Genomic DNA, 16,135 nt, shown 5'->3' with positions numbered 1-16,135 from the left:
TGTAACTCTTGGTTATGCTTTGGTCTTTACCTAAATTGGACAATTTAAATTTCATTTTATAATCTTCTCATGAGTAATAACGCAGAAAAACTCAAAGCTTTGCAGCTGACCATCGACAAGCTGGAAAAAACTTACGGTAAAGGTACCGTAATGAAGCTTAGTGACAATAAAGTCCAGGATGTACCGGCCATTTCTACAGGGTCGTTGGGATTGGATATGGCCTTGGGTGTTGGTGGAATTCCAAGAGGTAGAGTCATCGAAATTTATGGACCAGAATCCTCCGGTAAAACCACTCTGACGATGCATTGCATTGCAGAGGCTCAAAAGGCTGGAGGATTGGCTGCATTTATTGATGCCGAACATGCCTTCGATAAAAACTATGCTGAAAAACTGGGGATCGATACTGAAAATCTGTTGATATCTCAGCCTGACAATGGGGAGCAAGCCTTGGAAATTGCCGAGCACTTGATCCGTTCTGGAGCCATTGATATTATTGTGATTGACTCCGTTGCTGCTTTGGTTCCGAAAGGGGAATTGGAAGGTGAAATGGGTGAAAGCAAAATGGGGCTTCAGGCGAGATTGATGTCTCAAGCCTTGAGAAAACTCACCGGTGCCATCAACAAGACCGGATGTGCCTGTATTTTTATCAATCAGCTTCGAGAGAAAATCGGTGTGATGTTTGGAAATCCGGAGACTACGACCGGTGGTAATGCATTGAAATTTTATGCATCCGTGAGATTGGATATCCGCAGAGTAGGTCAAATCAAAGAGGGCGCAGACAATATCTTGGGCAATAGAACCCGCGTCAAAGTAGTAAAGAACAAAGTGGCACCACCATTTAAAGTGGTTGAATTTGATATCATGTACGGGCAGGGAATTTCTAAAGTCGGAGAAATAATTGACCTGGGTGTAGAGCTGGAAATTATTAAAAAGGCAGGTTCGTGGTTTTCTTACAATGGTGAAAAATTAGGCCAGGGTAGAGATGCAGTGAAAAATTTGCTTTTGGATAATCCAGAATTGATGGAGGAGTTGGAAGGGAAAATCAAATCCGCTTCAGGCTTGCTTCCTACCGAACCGACCGTGGGTTTGGAAGAGTAATTTACCCTTGGGTGATAAAAAAAGGAGGTTATGCCTCCTTTTTTTATCACTGAAATATTTTGCTTTTAGGCTGTTCGAATAGCTTCGACGGGATCCATTCGGGCAGCTAAAGTCGCAGGTACAATTCCGGCTACCACACCAATGATGGAGGAGACTCCAAGTCCAAGAATGATGTTTTCGAATGAAAGGATCAGATCCAAACTGCCAAGCTGAACAAAGCTGAGCATGAATACAAGTAAAATGCCTGTCCCTCCCCCGATCAAACTCAGGCAAACCGCCTCAAAAAGAAATTGAAAGAGGATAAAATAATTTTTAGCACCAAGTGATTTTTGGATCCCGATAATATTGGTTCGCTCCCTCACTGACACAAACATGATATTGGCAATCCCAAACCCTCCTACCAGAATAGAAAATCCACCGATCACCCATCCTGCCACTGAGATCACGTCGAAGATAGAGCCGATTGCATTTTGGATAAATTCGGTCTTGTTGAGAGAGAAGTTGTTTTCCTGCGTAGGCTTCAACCCTCTTTTGGCTCTCATCAACCCGGTCATTTCATTTTCCAAAGCAACAAGTCCCACATCCGTGTCTTTTCCTTTGGCGGCAATCGTAGGTTCGAGGCCGTTTCTTCCGGTATAGTACATCTTGTTGAAAGCTCCAAACGGAATCAGACATGCTTCATCTTTGGAAGGCAATTCCAAGAAGCCTTCACCTTCTTCTTCAAAAATCCCGATTACCGTAAATTTCATTCCCTTGATCTTAACCTCTTTGCCAATGGCCGGCTGATTGGGGAAAAGTGTCGTGGCTATCTTTTTACCGATGATGATCAGATTTCTGGATGCATTGATCTCTGATTCTGAAAAATATCTCCCTTCTTCCAGGGCTACTTCATAGACATCCTGATAGGTGTAAGCTATACCTGTAAGAGCTGTCCCTTGGAAGGAATTGCTTCCGGCTTGGATGGTGGCGGTTGCAGAGGCAGAAATAGTCACTCCTTCTGCGTTTTTCAGACGCTGTTCCAGGAATTTATATTCGGCAAAAGTCCCGGGGGGGCGCTGAAAATATTTCCACCAAGGATAGTCTTGAGGACCGGAAGCGAAAGGAAAACGATCTACGCGCATCACATTGGTGCCAAGAAATGCAAAGGAAGATTTTATTTTTTCCTCCAGTGAATCGACCAAAGTAAATACAGCAATGATGGCGAAAATCCCCACTGTAACTCCCAAAAGGGATAGGATGGTGCGGGTAAGATTGGATTTTAGGGCTGTGATAGCAAACCTGAAACTTTCCCAAGTGAGTTGGAAAAACAGCATACGATCAATAGTTGGTTAAAACAATTTGTCAAGTTAGCTGAATTTGGGCATTATTGTTATTAACTTTGCATTTTTTAAAGCAAAACAAATCACTGAGTTAGAATATCGAATCAGACTCCTAAAGTTTATCTATGAAATTATCAGATTTCAAATTTGACGTCCCCAAAAAACTTATCGCCCTCTACCCAACAGATAATCGAGATGAGTCCCGATTGATGGTGGTACATCGCAAAACCGGAGAAATCGAACACCGAACCTTCAAGGATATCCTGGATTATTTTGGAGAAGGGGATGTGTTTGTCACTAACGATACCAAAGTATTTCCGGCAAGACTGTATGGGAATAAGGAAAAAACCGGAGCGAAAATCGAGGTTTTTCTTTTGAGAGAACTCAACCCTGAATTAAGACTTTGGGATGTGCTGGTAGATCCTGCCCGAAAAATCAGAGTGGGTAACAAGCTTTACTTTGGAGACAGTGATTTGGTTGCAGAAGTCATTGACAATACTACCTCACGAGGAAGAACCATCCGTTTTCTATTTGATGGAAATGAGGAGGAGTTTCAAAAGACGATTGATACCTTGGGCGAAACTCCTTTGCTCAAAGAAATCATTGAAAGAAAGATCGAGCCTGAGGATAGAGAAAGATATCAGACCGTATTTGCAAAAAATGTAGGAGCAGTAGCTGCTCCCACGGCCGGACTGCACTTTACGCCACAATTGCTCAAAAGACTGGAATTGAAAGGTGTGGAAGTCACCCCCATCACCCTACATGTTGGATTGGGCACGTTCCGTCAGGTAGATGTGGAGGATCTTACCAAGCACAAGATGGATTCTGAGAATTACTTCATCCCAGAGAAGACTGTGGCATTGGTAAATGAAGCTTTGGATAATAAAAAACGGGTAGTGGCTGTTGGTACCACTTCCTTGAAAACCGTGGAATCTTCCGTGACTGCTGGTGGTAGATTGAAGGCAAGCAGTGGATGGACAGACAAATTCATCATTCCTCCTTATGACTTCAAAATCGCCAATGCGCTCATTACAAACTTCCATTTGCCGGAGTCTACCTTGTTGATGACTGCATCGGCTTTTGGAGGGTATGATTTGATCATGAAAGCTTACAAAGAGGCCGTCAAAGAGAAATATCGATTCTTCTCTTATGGTGACGCGATGCTTATCTTATAAACAATGAAGCCCCGAATGTTCGGGGTTTTTTTTTGTCCTATTCAAAAAAGTAAAAAATTGTCCTTTTCAGGCCACGAATTACTTTTGCAACAAATCAAACGAAATGCAGAAAGCAGCAATTTTGGTCGCAGGGGGCAAAGGAACCCGAATGGGAACTCAGATATCCAAGCAATATATTCCCATCGGAGGAACGCCGGTTTTGATGAGGACTTTGGAGACTTTTCACCAGGCCGATTCAGAGATACAGCTCGTCTTGGTTTTGCCAAAAGATGATTTTGAATACTGGGAAAGTCTTTGTTCGAAATATGATTTTACGCTTCAGCATCAGCTGGTAGCAGGGGGAGAGACCCGGTTTCAATCGGTAAGAAATGGCCTACATGCTATTGCATTCGAAGAAGGATTGGTGGCGATTCATGATGGGGTTCGCCCATTTGTCAAAACTGAAGTCATTCGGGAAAGTTTTGCTCAGGCTGAGCTTACCGGAAGTGCAATTGCTGTGGTTCCTTTGAAGGACTCTTTACGGGAAGTGACGGAGGAGGGAAACAGTAATTTTAGAGAAAGACACCGCTATCGACTGGTGCAAACCCCCCAGACTTTTCAACTTGAAAAAATCAAAAAGGCATTTTTAACAGCTGAGCGGCCGGAGTTTACCGATGATGCAACCGTCTATGAATATCAGGGATGGCAGGTTACCTTGATTGAAGGGAATCCTGAAAACATCAAGTTGACCGCTCCCGAAGATTTGGACTTTGCCGAATACCTGCTTTCAAAACGAAGCCATCGGTAAAAAATCTACCTGCAATTTCACCGACTTTTTTGACAGGTTCACCGACTTTTCCAAGGTTCTGGCCTAATGTTGATTTCTACAAATAAGTCTGCTAAATACTTTTGGTCAACAATTAAATTTTAAAACCATGAACAACTACACTAAACCACGAAACGACGGAAATATCGCCTTTGGATTTATCATTCTGGGCATTGGGGTGATTCTTCTTTTAAGAAAAATAGGCTTGTTTATCCCGGATTGGGTTCTTTCCTGGCCAATGATTTTGATCGCTATCGGTACGTTTTCGATTATCAAGCATGAGTTCAAAAGTTTCTTTGGATTCATCATGCTGTTTATTGGAACCTATTTTCTCTTGAAAAGGGAGTTTGATTTCGATTTCGGAATTGGTCAATACATTTGGCCTATCGGACTGATCATTTTGGGAATTTATTTGATCACCCAGAAAAACCGTGAAAATAAAGTCCTGGAGGATATTCGAAAAAACTGGGAGTCTCAACGTAAAACTACTTCTTCTTTCTCTTCAGGATCAAAATTGGAAGATGCCAAAATCGTAGAGGAAGGTGAGACCAAGAGCAGTTTCCATTCTTCGGACAGTGCAGGGTTTACCCGTACCACAGGGACTTCTTTTGCAGATCGACTCAATATTGATGCAATTTTCAGTGGGGTCAATCGGAAAATGATGTCCAAAAATTTTCAGGGTGGTAAAATCACCGCCGCATTTGGCGGAGCTGACTTGGACCTGACTCAAGTGGATTTTGAAGGAGTAGTTACGATCCAAGTGGACATTATATTCGGAGGAGTCAAAATGATCGTACCCCCACATTGGGATATCCGAACAGAAGTGACCAACATAGCCGCAGGTTTGGAAGATAAGCGATTCTTTCGCGATGGGGGAGTTGACCCGAGCAAAGTGGTAGTTTTGAAAGGTACCATTTTGTTTGGAGGCTTGGAAATCAAATCCTTTTAACGAGATTAAACCAACTATTTTACTACTAACACCTTGTTTTTAAACGTATTTTCAAATCCAAGACTTGGAAAATGGATCATCCCAGGAGCCGGAATTATCTGGTTCTTGGGGTGTTTTCTTTTATTGCGATATGAGGGCTTGGAGTTGGAGGAAGCTTTTACGGATGCTTTTTTTTTAGCAGTTGGCTTTATTGGTGGGGTGGGTATTTTGGATCAGGTTTTCAGTCTATACTCTCCGCAAGGACGGAATCTTTGGCTGGTTTTTCTTTTGCCGGTTTTGCTGAGTTTGTTATTGGTAATATCTCATCGATACCTATTGACTTGGTGGTTTTCGGAAGAAGATTTCTACTTAGAGCATTTGAACAATTCCTTTTATCTGCGTTGGGCTGTATTGGCCATGGCAGAGCAGTTTGTTGCATTATTGGCATTGGTAGTATCCAAACTGGAACGGCAGGAGGAGCTCAGCCGCAGAGAGGCTCAAATGCTTGAACTATCCAAAGAAGCTGAACTGGCCCAACTGCGACAACAACTTCAGCCACATTTTCTGTTCAACAGCCTGAATTCCATCAATGCGCTTGTCGTTGCTCAGCCCCATAAAGCGCGAGAAATGGTCTTGCTATTGTCTGATTTTCTCAGAGGAACGATCCGAAAAGACATACAGAAATGGGAAGTATTGGCGCAGGAATTAAGCTATTTGAAGATGTATCTCGATATTGAGCGAGTACGTTTTGGCCATCGGCTTTCTGTGGAGTTTTTCATAGGGGATGAGGCAGATACAGCCAAAATTCCACCATTGCTCATCCAGCCCTTAGTGGAAAATGCCATTAAACATGGTCTTTATGGAGTCACCGGTGAGGTGAAAATTGAAATAGATTGTCGAAAAGAAGGGGGATATTTGATCATCTTGGTGAAAAACCCCTTTGATCCCACCTATGTTGGACTAGAAGGGACAGGGTTTGGGCTGAGTTCTGTGGAGCGAAGATTATACCTTCTTTTTGGCCGAAAGGATCTGATACAAACCACGAATAGCAATGGGTTTTTTGAAGTTCAGATTAAAATCCCGCAATACTTATGATCAAAACCATCATTATTGACGACGAGCCACTTGCTGCCGGAATTGTAAAAGAATACCTTGATTCTTTTCCTCAATTCCAAGTTTTGGAAGTTTGCTATGATGGCTTTCAAGGGCTCAAGGCAATTCAGATCCACCAGCCTGATTTGATTTTTTTGGATGTGCAAATGCCCAAGATCACAGGCTTTGAGCTCTTGGAACTGTTGGAAAATCCTCCTTCTGTCATCTTTACCACGGCATTTGATCACTATGCATTGAAAGCATTTGATGCCAAGGCGTTGGATTATTTGCTCAAGCCTTTTTCACAGACAAGATTTCAGCAAGCCATTGACCGGTTTTTGGTCCAATTCAATCAAGGTAATCCCGGGGAGTCCAAAGAAGATGAGATTCAATTTCTGGCAGAAAAAAGCAACAGGTTGGTTGTCCGGGTGAAAAATGAAATCAAAATTATTCCAGTTCAGGAAGTGAATTATTTTGAGGCAGAGGATGATTATATCTCTATTCATACCCATGAGGGTAAATTTTTGAAAAAGATGACCATGAAGCACCTGGAAGAAAGTCTGGATCCGGTGAAATTTGCCAGAATCCATCGCTCATTCATTATTAGCCTATCGGGTATTTCGGGAATTGAACCCTATGAGAGAGATACCTACTTGGTTAAGCTAAAAAATGGTCAAAAATTACCGGTAAGTAAAACCGGTTATGCCAGATTGAGGCAAGTGCTGGGGTTGTAAGGGACGGAAAATGTTTCTAAAGGTGGACTCAAAAAAACGAAAGCCCTGACTAAGCAGGGCTTTTGTTTTAATATTCATCCTCGTTGAAGAAGAAATCATCTTTGGTCGGGTAATCCGGCCAGATTTCTTCGATGGTTTCGTAGGGTTCCCCGTCGTCTTCGAGTTCTTGGAGGTTTTCTACTACTTCCAGTGGAGCGCCGGAGCGGATGGCATAGTCAATGAGCTCATCCTTGGTCGCTGGCCAGGGAGCGTCCTCTAGATAGGATGCTAGTTCAAGTGTCCAGTACATAATGTTTATTTTAAGAGGTGTTCCGGATTTTTTAAGGTTGCAAGAATAGTGATTTTTTCAATAAGTAGTTTCTACTCAATATCGAGGAGAAAGTTGCTTCAAAATATAGTTTTTTACGTCTACTTTGCGCTTCAGCCCCGATAACTTTTTTTTCATCATCATCTCAAAGTCCGGTGTCTCTACACGGAAGTTGTCCGAATTGTTTTGCATCGTTTCCAATTCACTCTGGTCCCGGTGTAGTAAGTCCTTGAGAATCGAGGATTTGATCTGATTTTGTTCTTGTGGATTCTTGGTGTCAAAATCCTCATACTTGTTATGGGCGAGCTTTTCGAGAAATGCTTTCTCAAAAATGATGTCCATGAAAAACTGATAAGATCTTGCAGGAAGATTTGCCTCTTTGGGCTTTCTCATGGGAAGTTTTTTCCATTCTTCCTGAATAGCCTTGGCTCTGGAGGTGATTGCATAGCTGGTGGGCTGATGAGCCATTTTCTTCAATTCCTCCACCATGGTCTCAATTTTCCTCAAGACTTCCCTTGGATGCATTTGTGGTCCAGGATTGAGACCGCGCTTGTAGCGTGAGAAAATCCGGTTGTTGAGTTTTGAAAATTCATCCCAAAGTGGTTGGCGCTTCTCAGCAGGGACTTTTCCGGCTTCTTTCCATTCTTTTTGGATGCGCTTGCTGATTTCGAACGCCATTTTGGCATCCGGGAGATCATGGGCTTCTCTGGCTTGAACGACCAGCGCTTCATAGACCTTTATATTTTCTTCTGCCTGGAGTGCTAATCCTTCGTAAAAGTGTCTTCGGTTTTCAAAAAAAGTCTGGATCGCATCATTGAACTCCTGTTCAATTTCATCATTGATTTCTTTTTCTACAGGACCGGTTTTAATCCAGCGTAATTTTAATTCTTTCAGTTTTTCTGCTGTTTCCTTCCAGTCTGTATCGTTTTTAAGAGCCTCTGCTTCGAGAATTAGCGCCTTTTTGACTTCCAGATTTTTTGCCCGGTTGGCTAGAATGATTTCATTGAGAAAAGCTTCCTGCTGGTTAAGTTCTTCGATAAGAGGAATAAAATCGCCCAAGGCATCACTTTCGAACAGAGAGTCGCGTAGATGTATCAGCTTCATGAGGAAAGAACCTTTATTTTGGTTTTCCTGAATGTCATTTTTGAGCTTATCGACTTTTTCTTTGATCTGCTCAAAACGGGCTTCAAAATAGCTCAGTGTGGAGGCCTCATCTTCTTTAACTTCACCGATTTCTCGATCAGATTTACCCAAAAATCCTTTTAAAAAGACTTTTCCGTCTTTAATATATCCATAGGGATGCTCCATCTCACTACAATAGGTTATAGGTGGTTGTTTTCAATTTTGCGCAAAATAATCAATTACAGTGCACTTATCCTAAGAAAGGGATATTTTTGCCATCTTTGCCGATTCAGTCAAAACAAGCATAAAATCGTAGCATGAGCGCAGAAAAAATCATCTTTTCCATGGCCGGGGTTTCCAAGATTTACCCCCCTCAGAAAAAGGTCCTAAAGGATATCTATCTTTCATTTTTCTATGGTGCCAAGATCGGGGTGCTCGGACTCAACGGTTCAGGTAAGTCTTCTTTGCTCAGAATCATCGCCGGATTGGACAAGGAATTTCTAGGCGAAGTGGTGTGGTCACCAGGCTACACCGTGGGCATGCTGGAGCAGGAACCCAAACTTGATCCCACCAAGACAGTCAAAGAGGTAGTCGAAGAGGCTGTAGCAGGTACAGTAGCCCTTCTCAAAGAATTTGAAGAAATCAACGAGAAATTCATGGATCCTGCGCTGATGGAAGATCCTGATGCGATGGATAAACTCATTACCCGTCAGGGGGAAGTTCAGGAAAAACTCGATGCAGCCAACGCTTGGGAATTGGACGTCATGCTGGATAAGGCAATGGACGCCCTTCGTCTTCCACCTGCGGATGCCAATGTGGCGAATCTTTCAGGTGGCGAGAAAAGGCGTGTCGCCCTTTGCCGGTTGCTTCTTCAGGAGCCGGATGTGCTTTTACTTGACGAACCTACCAACCACCTTGATGCAGAATCAGTCCATTGGTTGGAGCAGCACTTGCAGAACTACAAAGGAACCGTCATTGCCGTCACTCACGACCGTTACTTTTTGGATAATGTGGCCGGTTGGATTCTTGAACTTGATCGTGGAGAAGGCATTCCATGGAAAGGAAATTATTCCTCTTGGCTGGATCAAAAGCAGCAGAGACTCAAGCAGGAAGAAAAAACCGAATCCAAGCGTCAGAAAACCCTTGAGCGGGAATTGGAATGGATTCGTATGTCTCCCAAGGCCCGACAGTCCAAAGGCAAGGCCCGACTCAATGCGTACGATAAGCTCGTGGGTGAGGAAGCCAAAGAAAAAGAAGCCAAGTTGGAGCTGTTCATTCCTCCTGGGCCAAGATTGGGTGCCAAGGTTATCGAAGTAAATAACGTGTCTAAGGCCTATGGGGACAAGCTGCTTTTTGAAAACCTCAGCTTCTCTTTGCCTCAAGGTGGAATCGTCGGAATTATCGGACCGAATGGAGCGGGTAAAACCACGCTTTTCAAACTGATCACAGGACAGGAAAAGCCTGATTCAGGTAATTTCGAGGTAGGCGAAACTGTCAAGCTGGCCTATGTAGACCAAGAGCATGATCAGCTTGATCCTAACAAGACGGTTTACCAGTTGATCTCCGGTGGCAATGAACTGATGAAGTTGGGCAATAAGGAAGTCAACGCACGGGCTTATGTGTCCAAATTCAACTTTGCCGGTTCTGACCAAGAGAAAAAAGTTGGCGTGCTCTCAGGTGGTGAGCGTAACCGAGTTCATTTGGCAATCACGCTAAAAGAAGGCGGAAACTTGCTCCTTCTTGACGAACCTACCAACGATCTCGACGTGAATACGCTTCGGGCTTTAGAAGAAGCCTTGGAAAACTTCGGTGGCTGTGCGGTGATTATCTCTCACGACCGTTGGTTCTTGGATCGTATCTGTACCCACATTTTGGCTTTCGAAGGTGACTCTCAGGTTTATTGGTTCGAAGGTAACTTCTCCGACTATGAGGAAAATAAAAAGAAGCGATTGGGTGATGTGACGCCGAAAAGGATTCGGTATAAGAATTTGAAATAAGTCAGAAAGCTTAAGTAAGAAGTCTGAAACTGAACCCTCGAAGATTTTTCTTCGAGGGTTTTTGTTTTTAAGGGGAAAGTTTGAGTTTTTACTTTAGGTTTAGTTTTTAAAAAAACTGATTATACGCTATTCTGCCAGTTGACGAATATTCCCCTGATTTTGGGCTGGAAGACCGATGACCGAAGACCGAAGATTCCCAAAAATATGGCGTTAACTTGGTCTTCTGACCTTTAGAAATGCTACTGGCAAGATTCCGTATATTCATTTTAAAAAATGAGCAAACGTAAAAAGTATTTTCACCTGTTTTTGATTTTAGCAGCCTTTGTCATTGGCTGCCTTTCTTTGTGGCACAGCGGTTTTTGGATTGAGGGTAGAAATAGGGTACCAAACTTCACTGTTATAGCGATGGTGCTCTTGGTGATATCCCAAGTAGGAATGTTGTTTTCTAAGTTAAAGAAAGATGAGTATTAGTCTCTGTTTTATTAAAGTGGATTGGTAAGCTAAATTGGGTTTTGATAGTTGAATTTTGATTTAAGCATTCTTCCTTTTTAACTCCAACACCGTTATCTCCGGCCAAATCCCAACTCTTCCCGGAAATGCCAAAAACCCGAAGCCTCGATTTACATGCAGATACCTGCCCATTTCCTCGTAGAGTCCGGCCCATTTGGGATAGCGAAGGGAAGAAGGACTCCATTTGATCCAGCCAGGAATCTCGATGCCAAACTGCATCCCATGGGTATGTCCGCTCAGAGTAAGGTGGATATGTTGCGCAAACTGCTTTACCTCCTCGTCAAAGTGGGAAGGGTCGTGGCTCATCAGAATTTTAAAACTTTCTGCCGAAAGGTTGCTCGCTGCTTTGGCCAAGTCCCCGTATTGAGCGAAACCTTTTCCCCAGTTTTCTACACCTATCAGATCGATGCTTGCCCCATCTTTTCTGATTTTGACGTTTTCATTTCGTAAAAGCTTAAATCCAAGTTCTTTCTGAACTTCAAACAGACGCTTTAGATTTTCAGCCTTAGCCTCTTGGCTTGGCCAGTACATGTAGTCTCCGTAGTCGTGGTTCCCCAAAATCGAATATTTGCCCATCGGAGCGTGAAGTTTTTTAAACGTCTCCACCCAGGGTTCCATTTCTCCGGCATGATTGTTTACCAAATCTCCGGTGAATAAAATGACATCTGACTTTTGCTGGTTGATCAAGTCAATACCGTATTCAAGCTTCTTTTTGTCATCAAAACTTCCCGAATGGATATCCGAAATCTGGGTAATCCTAAACCCCTCAAACTCTTCCGGCAAGTCATCAAATTCCAATGTGTGCTTCATCACCCGATAGCGGTATTTTCCGATCAAAACACCATGAAGTATTCCCACAAATGGTATGGCAGAAAGGACAAGAGCGGTTTGGCTGATGAATTTTCTCCGATCGGGTAAAAAGTCTCCCTGTCGGCTGCCTGAAAAAGACTGAAAGCTTCCTGTAAAAAAACGTAAAACATCCTCACCAACGAGGAATGTCAGGATTATCAGTTTGGGAACCAGTGACAAAATCATCAGTGAAACCATCGTTCCAAAATTCGGATTCATGGCTTCACTACTGAAGGTGAGAATACCATAAACGATGTATGCATACACCAAAATTGAGAACAGCCAGTAGCCAATCTTTACCCATGTCTGACTTGGGAAAATTGTTTTAAACGCTTGATAGGTATACCAATCAATCAAAGAAAGGAAGATAAGGAAGAGTAGAATTCGAATAAGAACCACTTGAAGAGCTTTTTGAAATGGAAGTTTATGGAGCTTTTGTTGGTAATCTAATTGGGTATTAAGCTTACCAAAAACGATAAGGGCTAGCGAAAGTTTAAGAAGAATCGCATTTTAGGATCAGGATATGTTTTGGTTTTTAGTCTATTCCTGAAATTTCAACTTGGTTTTCTCTTACTTTGTGGCGGAATTTTTCCAAACCAGCCTATTGACCTATGAGACAGCTACTCCTCAGACCCGGAGCAGAAGAATTGAATTACGAGATCCGGGGCATTGTAAAAAAAGCCCGGCAAATTGAAGCTTTGGGTTATCCCATGACCTGGGAAAACATCGGAGACCCCATCCAAAAGCATAACCACGTGCCCGATTGGATGAAAGCCATCATCGCAGACCTGCTCAAGGAGGATAAAACCTACGGCTATGCTGACTCCAAAGGGGTATTGGAAACCCGTAAGTTTTTGGCCAATATCAACAATGAAAAAGGTGGGACTCAAATTACCGCCGAGGACATTTTATTCTTCAACGGATTGGGTGATGCGATTGCAAAGCTGTATCAGTTCTTGATTCCAACAGCCAGAATAATCGGTCCTTCTCCTGCGTACTCAACACATAGCTCGGCAGAAGCAGCTCATGCCAATACCGCTCCGATCACCTACAAGCTTGATCCGGACAATCAATGGTTGCCTGATATGGAGGACCTTTACATGAAGGTCAAATACAATCCTTCTATTGTCGGTATCTTGATCATCAATCCGGATAATCCCACCGGAATGGTGTATCCCAAAGAAGTTTTGGAAGGATTTGTGAAAATCGCGGATGAATTCAGTTTACTCTTGATCGCTGACGAGATCTACCAGAATATCACCTATAACGGGATCAAAGCGGTGGCTTTGGCGGAAGTGATTGGGAGCCGTCCGGCAATTTCGTTGAAGGGGATTTCCAAAGAATTCCCTTGGCCGGGAGCACGCTGCGGATGGATGGAGTTTTATAATCGGGAGTCTTCAAAGGAGTTTGCCAAACTTTGCCAAACCCTTGAAAACGCCAAAATGATCGAGGTTTGTTCGACGATTTTGCCGCAGTTGGCGATTCCGAGGATCATGAGTCATCCGGAATACCAGGCCTATCGAGAGCAAGCCAATGCTCAAATCGGTAAGCGAAGCGATTGGATGCGGGAGATTTTGGGTGGAATTGAGGGAATTAAGTTTAACCCTACTCAAGGAGCTTTTTACAACACAATCGTCTTTGATGAGAAGTTACTAACGCCTAATCAAACGCTTCCGATTGAGGATGAGCGATTGCAACAGTTGCTGGATTCCTGGCTAAGTGATCCAGAAATGCCGTTGGACAAGCGCTTTGTATATTATTTACTTGCTTCCGAGCGAATTTGTGTGGTGCCTATTTCTTCCTTTTGCTCAGATCTTAGGGGTTTTAGAGTGACGTTACTGGAGGAAAATGAGGCGGTTTTCAAGGACACTTTTGAAAGATTAGGCGTGGCTATAGGAACCTATTTAGCATCTTAAAATTCATTCGTTATCATGGCTCCTGACTTTGATTTTTGGGTCAGGAGCTATTTTTTCATCTTCATCTTTTCCTGAACCAGATAAGTTTCTAAGATCAGGCTGTCCGGCATTAATCCATGCCGTGTACCAAAAATCAGCGATCATTTTGATGGATTTGCGCATCTGTCGCTCCACTTGATGGTCGAGCGCTATGGCATAAGCGGTGGTGAAATCTCTTGAATAGACTCGGACTGTCAACCCATTTCGCTCTTCATAGCTGTATTTCTGATCATCCGGAAATTGAGCTGTGAGTTCGCGCTCGACTCTCAGTACGCTATCCACCATGGAGTGAGCCCGGACTACCGCATCCCAAATTGCCAACTGAGGCTTTTCGACATATTCGGCTTTTCCTACCCAAAAGGAATAATCTTTGGCCAAAAGCTCTGGGACTCTGCTTTCCCAAAATCCATGGATACCTTCCTGCCCGGTAAGTTGACCGTTATAGTTTTTGGTTGTATGCAGCGGCACATTCAAATCTCCCAAGTAATGCCCCAAATCCGCCGAAAGTCGTAGAATGGCCGCTTTGTTCTTTTGATCAAATGCTCTGGTAAGGCCCAAAAAAGTTTGATAAGCGGACCAAGGTCCGATTCCGTGCGCTCTTAATGTATCTTCAGGGAATTTTTGAATTGCCTCAGGCCAATATTTTGGAAGAATATGAATTGCACTGTCTCCGTAATGGTCCAGATCAATGTAATGCTTTTCGGCTTCACCGACCACTGCATAGCGCCTTCGGTCAGGATTGACGGCTTTCTCAGTAATGAATTCAATTTCAGATTTATAGAGAGGCATCATCTCGGGAGGGAGCGAAAAAACAGCCTGCCGATTGATCAGGGAATGGGCATAGAATCCCCAAAACAAAGGGGGTTCTGGAAATAAAAGAAAAAGCGTTATTAAAATTAAAAAAATCTTCATTTCTGAAATTAATCAATTCTTTTCTTTGGTGAAGGCGAAAAGCCTTATATTTGAGCCTGTTTTGGACTTTTTTCCTTTATTTCGATTTGGTAAAAGTGCATGCAGAAAGGAATGTTACAAATTCCTTTGGCAGAATTAATTATTTACAATAACTTTGCACTCCGATTCAGAATAGGGGAACGAACAGCATTTATTAAAAAACAATATGGCAAATCACAAATCAGCTCTGAAAAGAATTCGTGCCAACGAAGCGAAGCGTTTGAGAAACAGATATCAGGCCAAGACCACTAGGACTTTCATCAAAAGGCTGAAGGCTGCTACCGATAAAATCGAGGCTACTGAGCTTTTCCAGAAGGTTTCTTCCATGTTGGACAAACTGGCGAAGAAAAATGTGATCCACAAAAACAACGCTAGCAATAAGAAATCAAAATTGGCTAAGTTCGTTAACGCGCTGGCTTAATTAAGAAAGACTTTCTTACTCTAAACCCTGCCAAAAGCAGGGTTTTTTTGTTATTTTTTACGACAAGTTCTTGTCAGTCATATTTTTAATACGCTTATGGACTCTACTTTTTCTACCAAAATCTCTGAATTGGCCGAGGAGGATCGGCCACGAGAAAAACTACTTCTCAGAGGAAAATCATCCCTCACGGATGCCGAATTGATTGCTATTTTGATCGGTTCGGGTACACCTTCGATGAGTGCGGTGGATCTTTCCAGAATGATTCTGCGGCATATCAATCATGACCTTTCTGCTTTAGCTAGACTTTCGGTCAAAGACCTAATGAAGTTTAAGGGGATTGGAGAGGCTAAGGCGATTTCCATTGTCAGCGCTTTGGAATTGGGTCGGCGAAGGAAAGAGCAAGACGTGCCAATAAGACAAAAAATCACCTCTTCCCGCGATGCCTATGAACTGATGCGCCCTGAACTTTTTGATGAGGTGATTGAACATTTTTACCTCATTCTCCTCAGTAGATCCAATTATGTGATCAAAAAGCAACTCATCAGTCAAGGTGGTACGTCGGGAACAGTAGTTGATCCCAAATTGGTATTTAAAACCGCCTTGGAGCATATGGCTCACTCCCTTATTTTGGTACATAATCACCCGAGTGGATCGGCAAGTCCTTCCGAGCAGGATAAAAAACTTACCCAACGACTGGTCAGAATCGGAAGGGACATGGATTTGAGCATTTTGGATCACATGATTTTCACCGATCGTGGCTATTTTAGCTTCGCGGATGAAGGAATTCTATAATCCGGTAGTTCGAAAATTAACTTCAACCCCAAAACTCCTCGGTCAGCCTAGGAGTTTTAGAATGTAAAAACCGATTATCT

Annotated in this window: 15 protein-coding genes; 10 read left to right on the top strand and 5 right to left on the bottom strand. The window is 43.0% G+C overall.

All coding sequences use genetic code 11. The features are described from left to right. Positions 1-69 precede the first annotated feature (69 nt). Positions 70-1,098, top strand: a complete 1,029-nt coding sequence (gene recA, locus CLV31_RS11925; protein WP_111393123.1) for a recombinase RecA — start codon at positions 70-72, stop codon at positions 1,096-1,098. 65 nt (positions 1,099-1,163) lie between these two features. Here the strand turns inward: recA and CLV31_RS11920 are convergent, their stop codons facing one another. Beyond that, positions 1,164-2,411: an ABC transporter permease gene (locus CLV31_RS11920; protein WP_111393122.1), complete on the bottom strand. Its 1,248-nt coding sequence runs from the start codon at positions 2,409-2,411 to the stop codon at positions 1,164-1,166. Positions 2,412-2,542: 131 nt separating this feature from the next. On the opposite strand from CLV31_RS11920, the gene queA reads away from it, so the two are divergent. From queA to CLV31_RS11895, 5 genes are all read left to right on the top strand, one after another. Next, positions 2,543-3,592 (top strand): tRNA preQ1(34) S-adenosylmethionine ribosyltransferase-isomerase QueA, encoded by a 1,050-nt coding sequence (gene queA / locus CLV31_RS11915; RefSeq protein ID WP_111393121.1) that lies wholly within the window; start codon positions 2,543-2,545, stop codon positions 3,590-3,592. A 103-nt stretch (positions 3,593-3,695) separates the two neighbouring features. Beyond that, positions 3,696-4,379 (top strand): 2-C-methyl-D-erythritol 4-phosphate cytidylyltransferase, encoded by a 684-nt coding sequence (locus CLV31_RS11910; RefSeq protein WP_111393120.1) that lies wholly within the window; start codon positions 3,696-3,698, stop codon positions 4,377-4,379. A 127-nt stretch (positions 4,380-4,506) separates the two neighbouring features. Further along, complete coding sequence (locus tag CLV31_RS11905; RefSeq protein ID WP_111393119.1) at positions 4,507-5,346, top strand: LiaF transmembrane domain-containing protein; 840 nt, start codon at positions 4,507-4,509, stop codon at positions 5,344-5,346. Between the two features lie 33 nt (positions 5,347-5,379). Continuing rightward, entirely contained in the window at positions 5,380-6,420 is a 1,041-nt protein-coding gene (locus tag CLV31_RS11900) for a sensor histidine kinase (protein WP_245943390.1), read from the top strand. Further along, a complete protein-coding gene (locus CLV31_RS11895) occupies positions 6,417-7,151 on the top strand; it encodes a LytR/AlgR family response regulator transcription factor (protein ID WP_111393118.1) in 735 nt (244 codons plus the stop codon). Before CLV31_RS11900 ends, CLV31_RS11895 begins: the two co-directional genes overlap by 4 nt. Positions 7,152-7,218: 67 nt before the next feature. On the opposite strand, the gene CLV31_RS11890 is transcribed toward CLV31_RS11895, so the two are convergent. Together CLV31_RS11890 and CLV31_RS11885 are read right to left on the bottom strand one after the other, a co-directional pair. Next, positions 7,219-7,440, bottom strand: coding sequence for a DUF2795 domain-containing protein (locus CLV31_RS11890; protein ID WP_026952747.1), 222 nt, complete (start codon positions 7,438-7,440; stop codon positions 7,219-7,221). A gap of 75 nt (positions 7,441-7,515) precedes the next feature. Further along, on the bottom strand, positions 7,516-8,766 hold the full coding sequence (locus CLV31_RS11885) for a DUF349 domain-containing protein (RefSeq protein ID WP_111393117.1): 1,251 nt from the start codon (positions 8,764-8,766) through the stop codon (positions 7,516-7,518). 131 nt (positions 8,767-8,897) lie between these two features. On the opposite strand from CLV31_RS11885, the gene ettA reads away from it, so the two are divergent. Further along, a complete protein-coding gene (gene ettA, locus CLV31_RS11880; RefSeq protein ID WP_111393116.1) occupies positions 8,898-10,577 on the top strand; it encodes an energy-dependent translational throttle protein EttA in 1,680 nt (559 codons plus the stop codon). A gap of 531 nt (positions 10,578-11,108) precedes the next feature. Here ettA and CLV31_RS11870 read toward each other — a convergent pair. Further along, on the bottom strand, positions 11,109-12,155 hold the full coding sequence (locus tag CLV31_RS11870; RefSeq protein WP_245943389.1) for a metallophosphoesterase: 1,047 nt from the start codon (positions 12,153-12,155) through the stop codon (positions 11,109-11,111). 392 nt (positions 12,156-12,547) lie between these two features. On the opposite strand from CLV31_RS11870, the gene CLV31_RS11865 reads away from it, so the two are divergent. Further along, positions 12,548-13,852: a pyridoxal phosphate-dependent aminotransferase gene (locus CLV31_RS11865; RefSeq protein WP_111393114.1), complete on the top strand. Its 1,305-nt coding sequence runs from the start codon at positions 12,548-12,550 to the stop codon at positions 13,850-13,852. Positions 13,853-13,855: 3 nt separating this feature from the next. Here the strand turns inward: CLV31_RS11865 and CLV31_RS11860 are convergent, their stop codons facing one another. Then, complete coding sequence (locus CLV31_RS11860; RefSeq protein ID WP_245943388.1) at positions 13,856-14,803, bottom strand: zinc dependent phospholipase C family protein; 948 nt, start codon at positions 14,801-14,803, stop codon at positions 13,856-13,858. 205 nt (positions 14,804-15,008) lie between these two features. Here CLV31_RS11860 and rpsT point away from each other — a divergent pair, with 205 nt between their 5' ends. Both rpsT and radC read left to right on the top strand, forming a co-directional pair. After that, positions 15,009-15,263: a 30S ribosomal protein S20 gene (gene rpsT / locus CLV31_RS11855; protein ID WP_111393113.1), complete on the top strand. Its 255-nt coding sequence runs from the start codon at positions 15,009-15,011 to the stop codon at positions 15,261-15,263. 96 nt (positions 15,264-15,359) lie between these two features. Then, a complete protein-coding gene (gene radC / locus CLV31_RS11850) occupies positions 15,360-16,055 on the top strand; it encodes a RadC family protein (RefSeq protein WP_111393112.1) in 696 nt (231 codons plus the stop codon). The last annotated feature ends 80 nt before the right edge of the window (positions 16,056-16,135 follow it).

The sequence above is a fragment of the Algoriphagus aquaeductus genome, assembly GCF_003253485.1.
In the GTDB taxonomy this organism is placed as follows: Bacteria; Bacteroidota; Bacteroidia; order Cytophagales; family Cyclobacteriaceae; genus Algoriphagus; species Algoriphagus aquaeductus.
The sequence above is the reverse complement of the archived record's forward strand: the minus strand, read 5'-3'. Positions and strand labels throughout refer to the sequence as shown.

What these genes read in the sequence shown, in the direction of transcription:
- radC (WP_111393112.1), top strand. Translation starts at nt 15,360, where the DNA reads ATGGACTCTACTTTTTCTACCAAAATCTCTGAATTGGCCGAGGAGGAT.
- CLV31_RS11870 (WP_245943389.1), bottom strand. Translation starts at nt 12,155, where the DNA reads ATGAATCCGAATTTTGGAACGATGGTTTCACTGATGATTTTGTCACTG.
- rpsT (WP_111393113.1), top strand. Translation starts at nt 15,009, where the DNA reads ATGGCAAATCACAAATCAGCTCTGAAAAGAATTCGTGCCAACGAAGCG.
- CLV31_RS11890 (WP_026952747.1), bottom strand. Translation starts at nt 7,440, where the DNA reads ATGTACTGGACACTTGAACTAGCATCCTATCTAGAGGACGCTCCCTGG.
- CLV31_RS11905 (WP_111393119.1), top strand. Translation starts at nt 4,507, where the DNA reads ATGAACAACTACACTAAACCACGAAACGACGGAAATATCGCCTTTGGA.
- CLV31_RS11895 (WP_111393118.1), top strand. Translation starts at nt 6,417, where the DNA reads ATGATCAAAACCATCATTATTGACGACGAGCCACTTGCTGCCGGAATT.
- queA (WP_111393121.1), top strand. Translation starts at nt 2,543, where the DNA reads ATGAAATTATCAGATTTCAAATTTGACGTCCCCAAAAAACTTATCGCC.
- CLV31_RS11920 (WP_111393122.1), bottom strand. Translation starts at nt 2,411, where the DNA reads ATGCTGTTTTTCCAACTCACTTGGGAAAGTTTCAGGTTTGCTATCACA.
- CLV31_RS11865 (WP_111393114.1), top strand. Translation starts at nt 12,548, where the DNA reads ATGAGACAGCTACTCCTCAGACCCGGAGCAGAAGAATTGAATTACGAG.
- ettA (WP_111393116.1), top strand. Translation starts at nt 8,898, where the DNA reads ATGAGCGCAGAAAAAATCATCTTTTCCATGGCCGGGGTTTCCAAGATT.
- recA (WP_111393123.1), top strand. Translation starts at nt 70, where the DNA reads ATGAGTAATAACGCAGAAAAACTCAAAGCTTTGCAGCTGACCATCGAC.
- CLV31_RS11910 (WP_111393120.1), top strand. Translation starts at nt 3,696, where the DNA reads ATGCAGAAAGCAGCAATTTTGGTCGCAGGGGGCAAAGGAACCCGAATG.
- CLV31_RS11885 (WP_111393117.1), bottom strand. Translation starts at nt 8,766, where the DNA reads ATGGAGCATCCCTATGGATATATTAAAGACGGAAAAGTCTTTTTAAAA.
- CLV31_RS11860 (WP_245943388.1), bottom strand. Translation starts at nt 14,803, where the DNA reads ATGAAGATTTTTTTAATTTTAATAACGCTTTTTCTTTTATTTCCAGAA.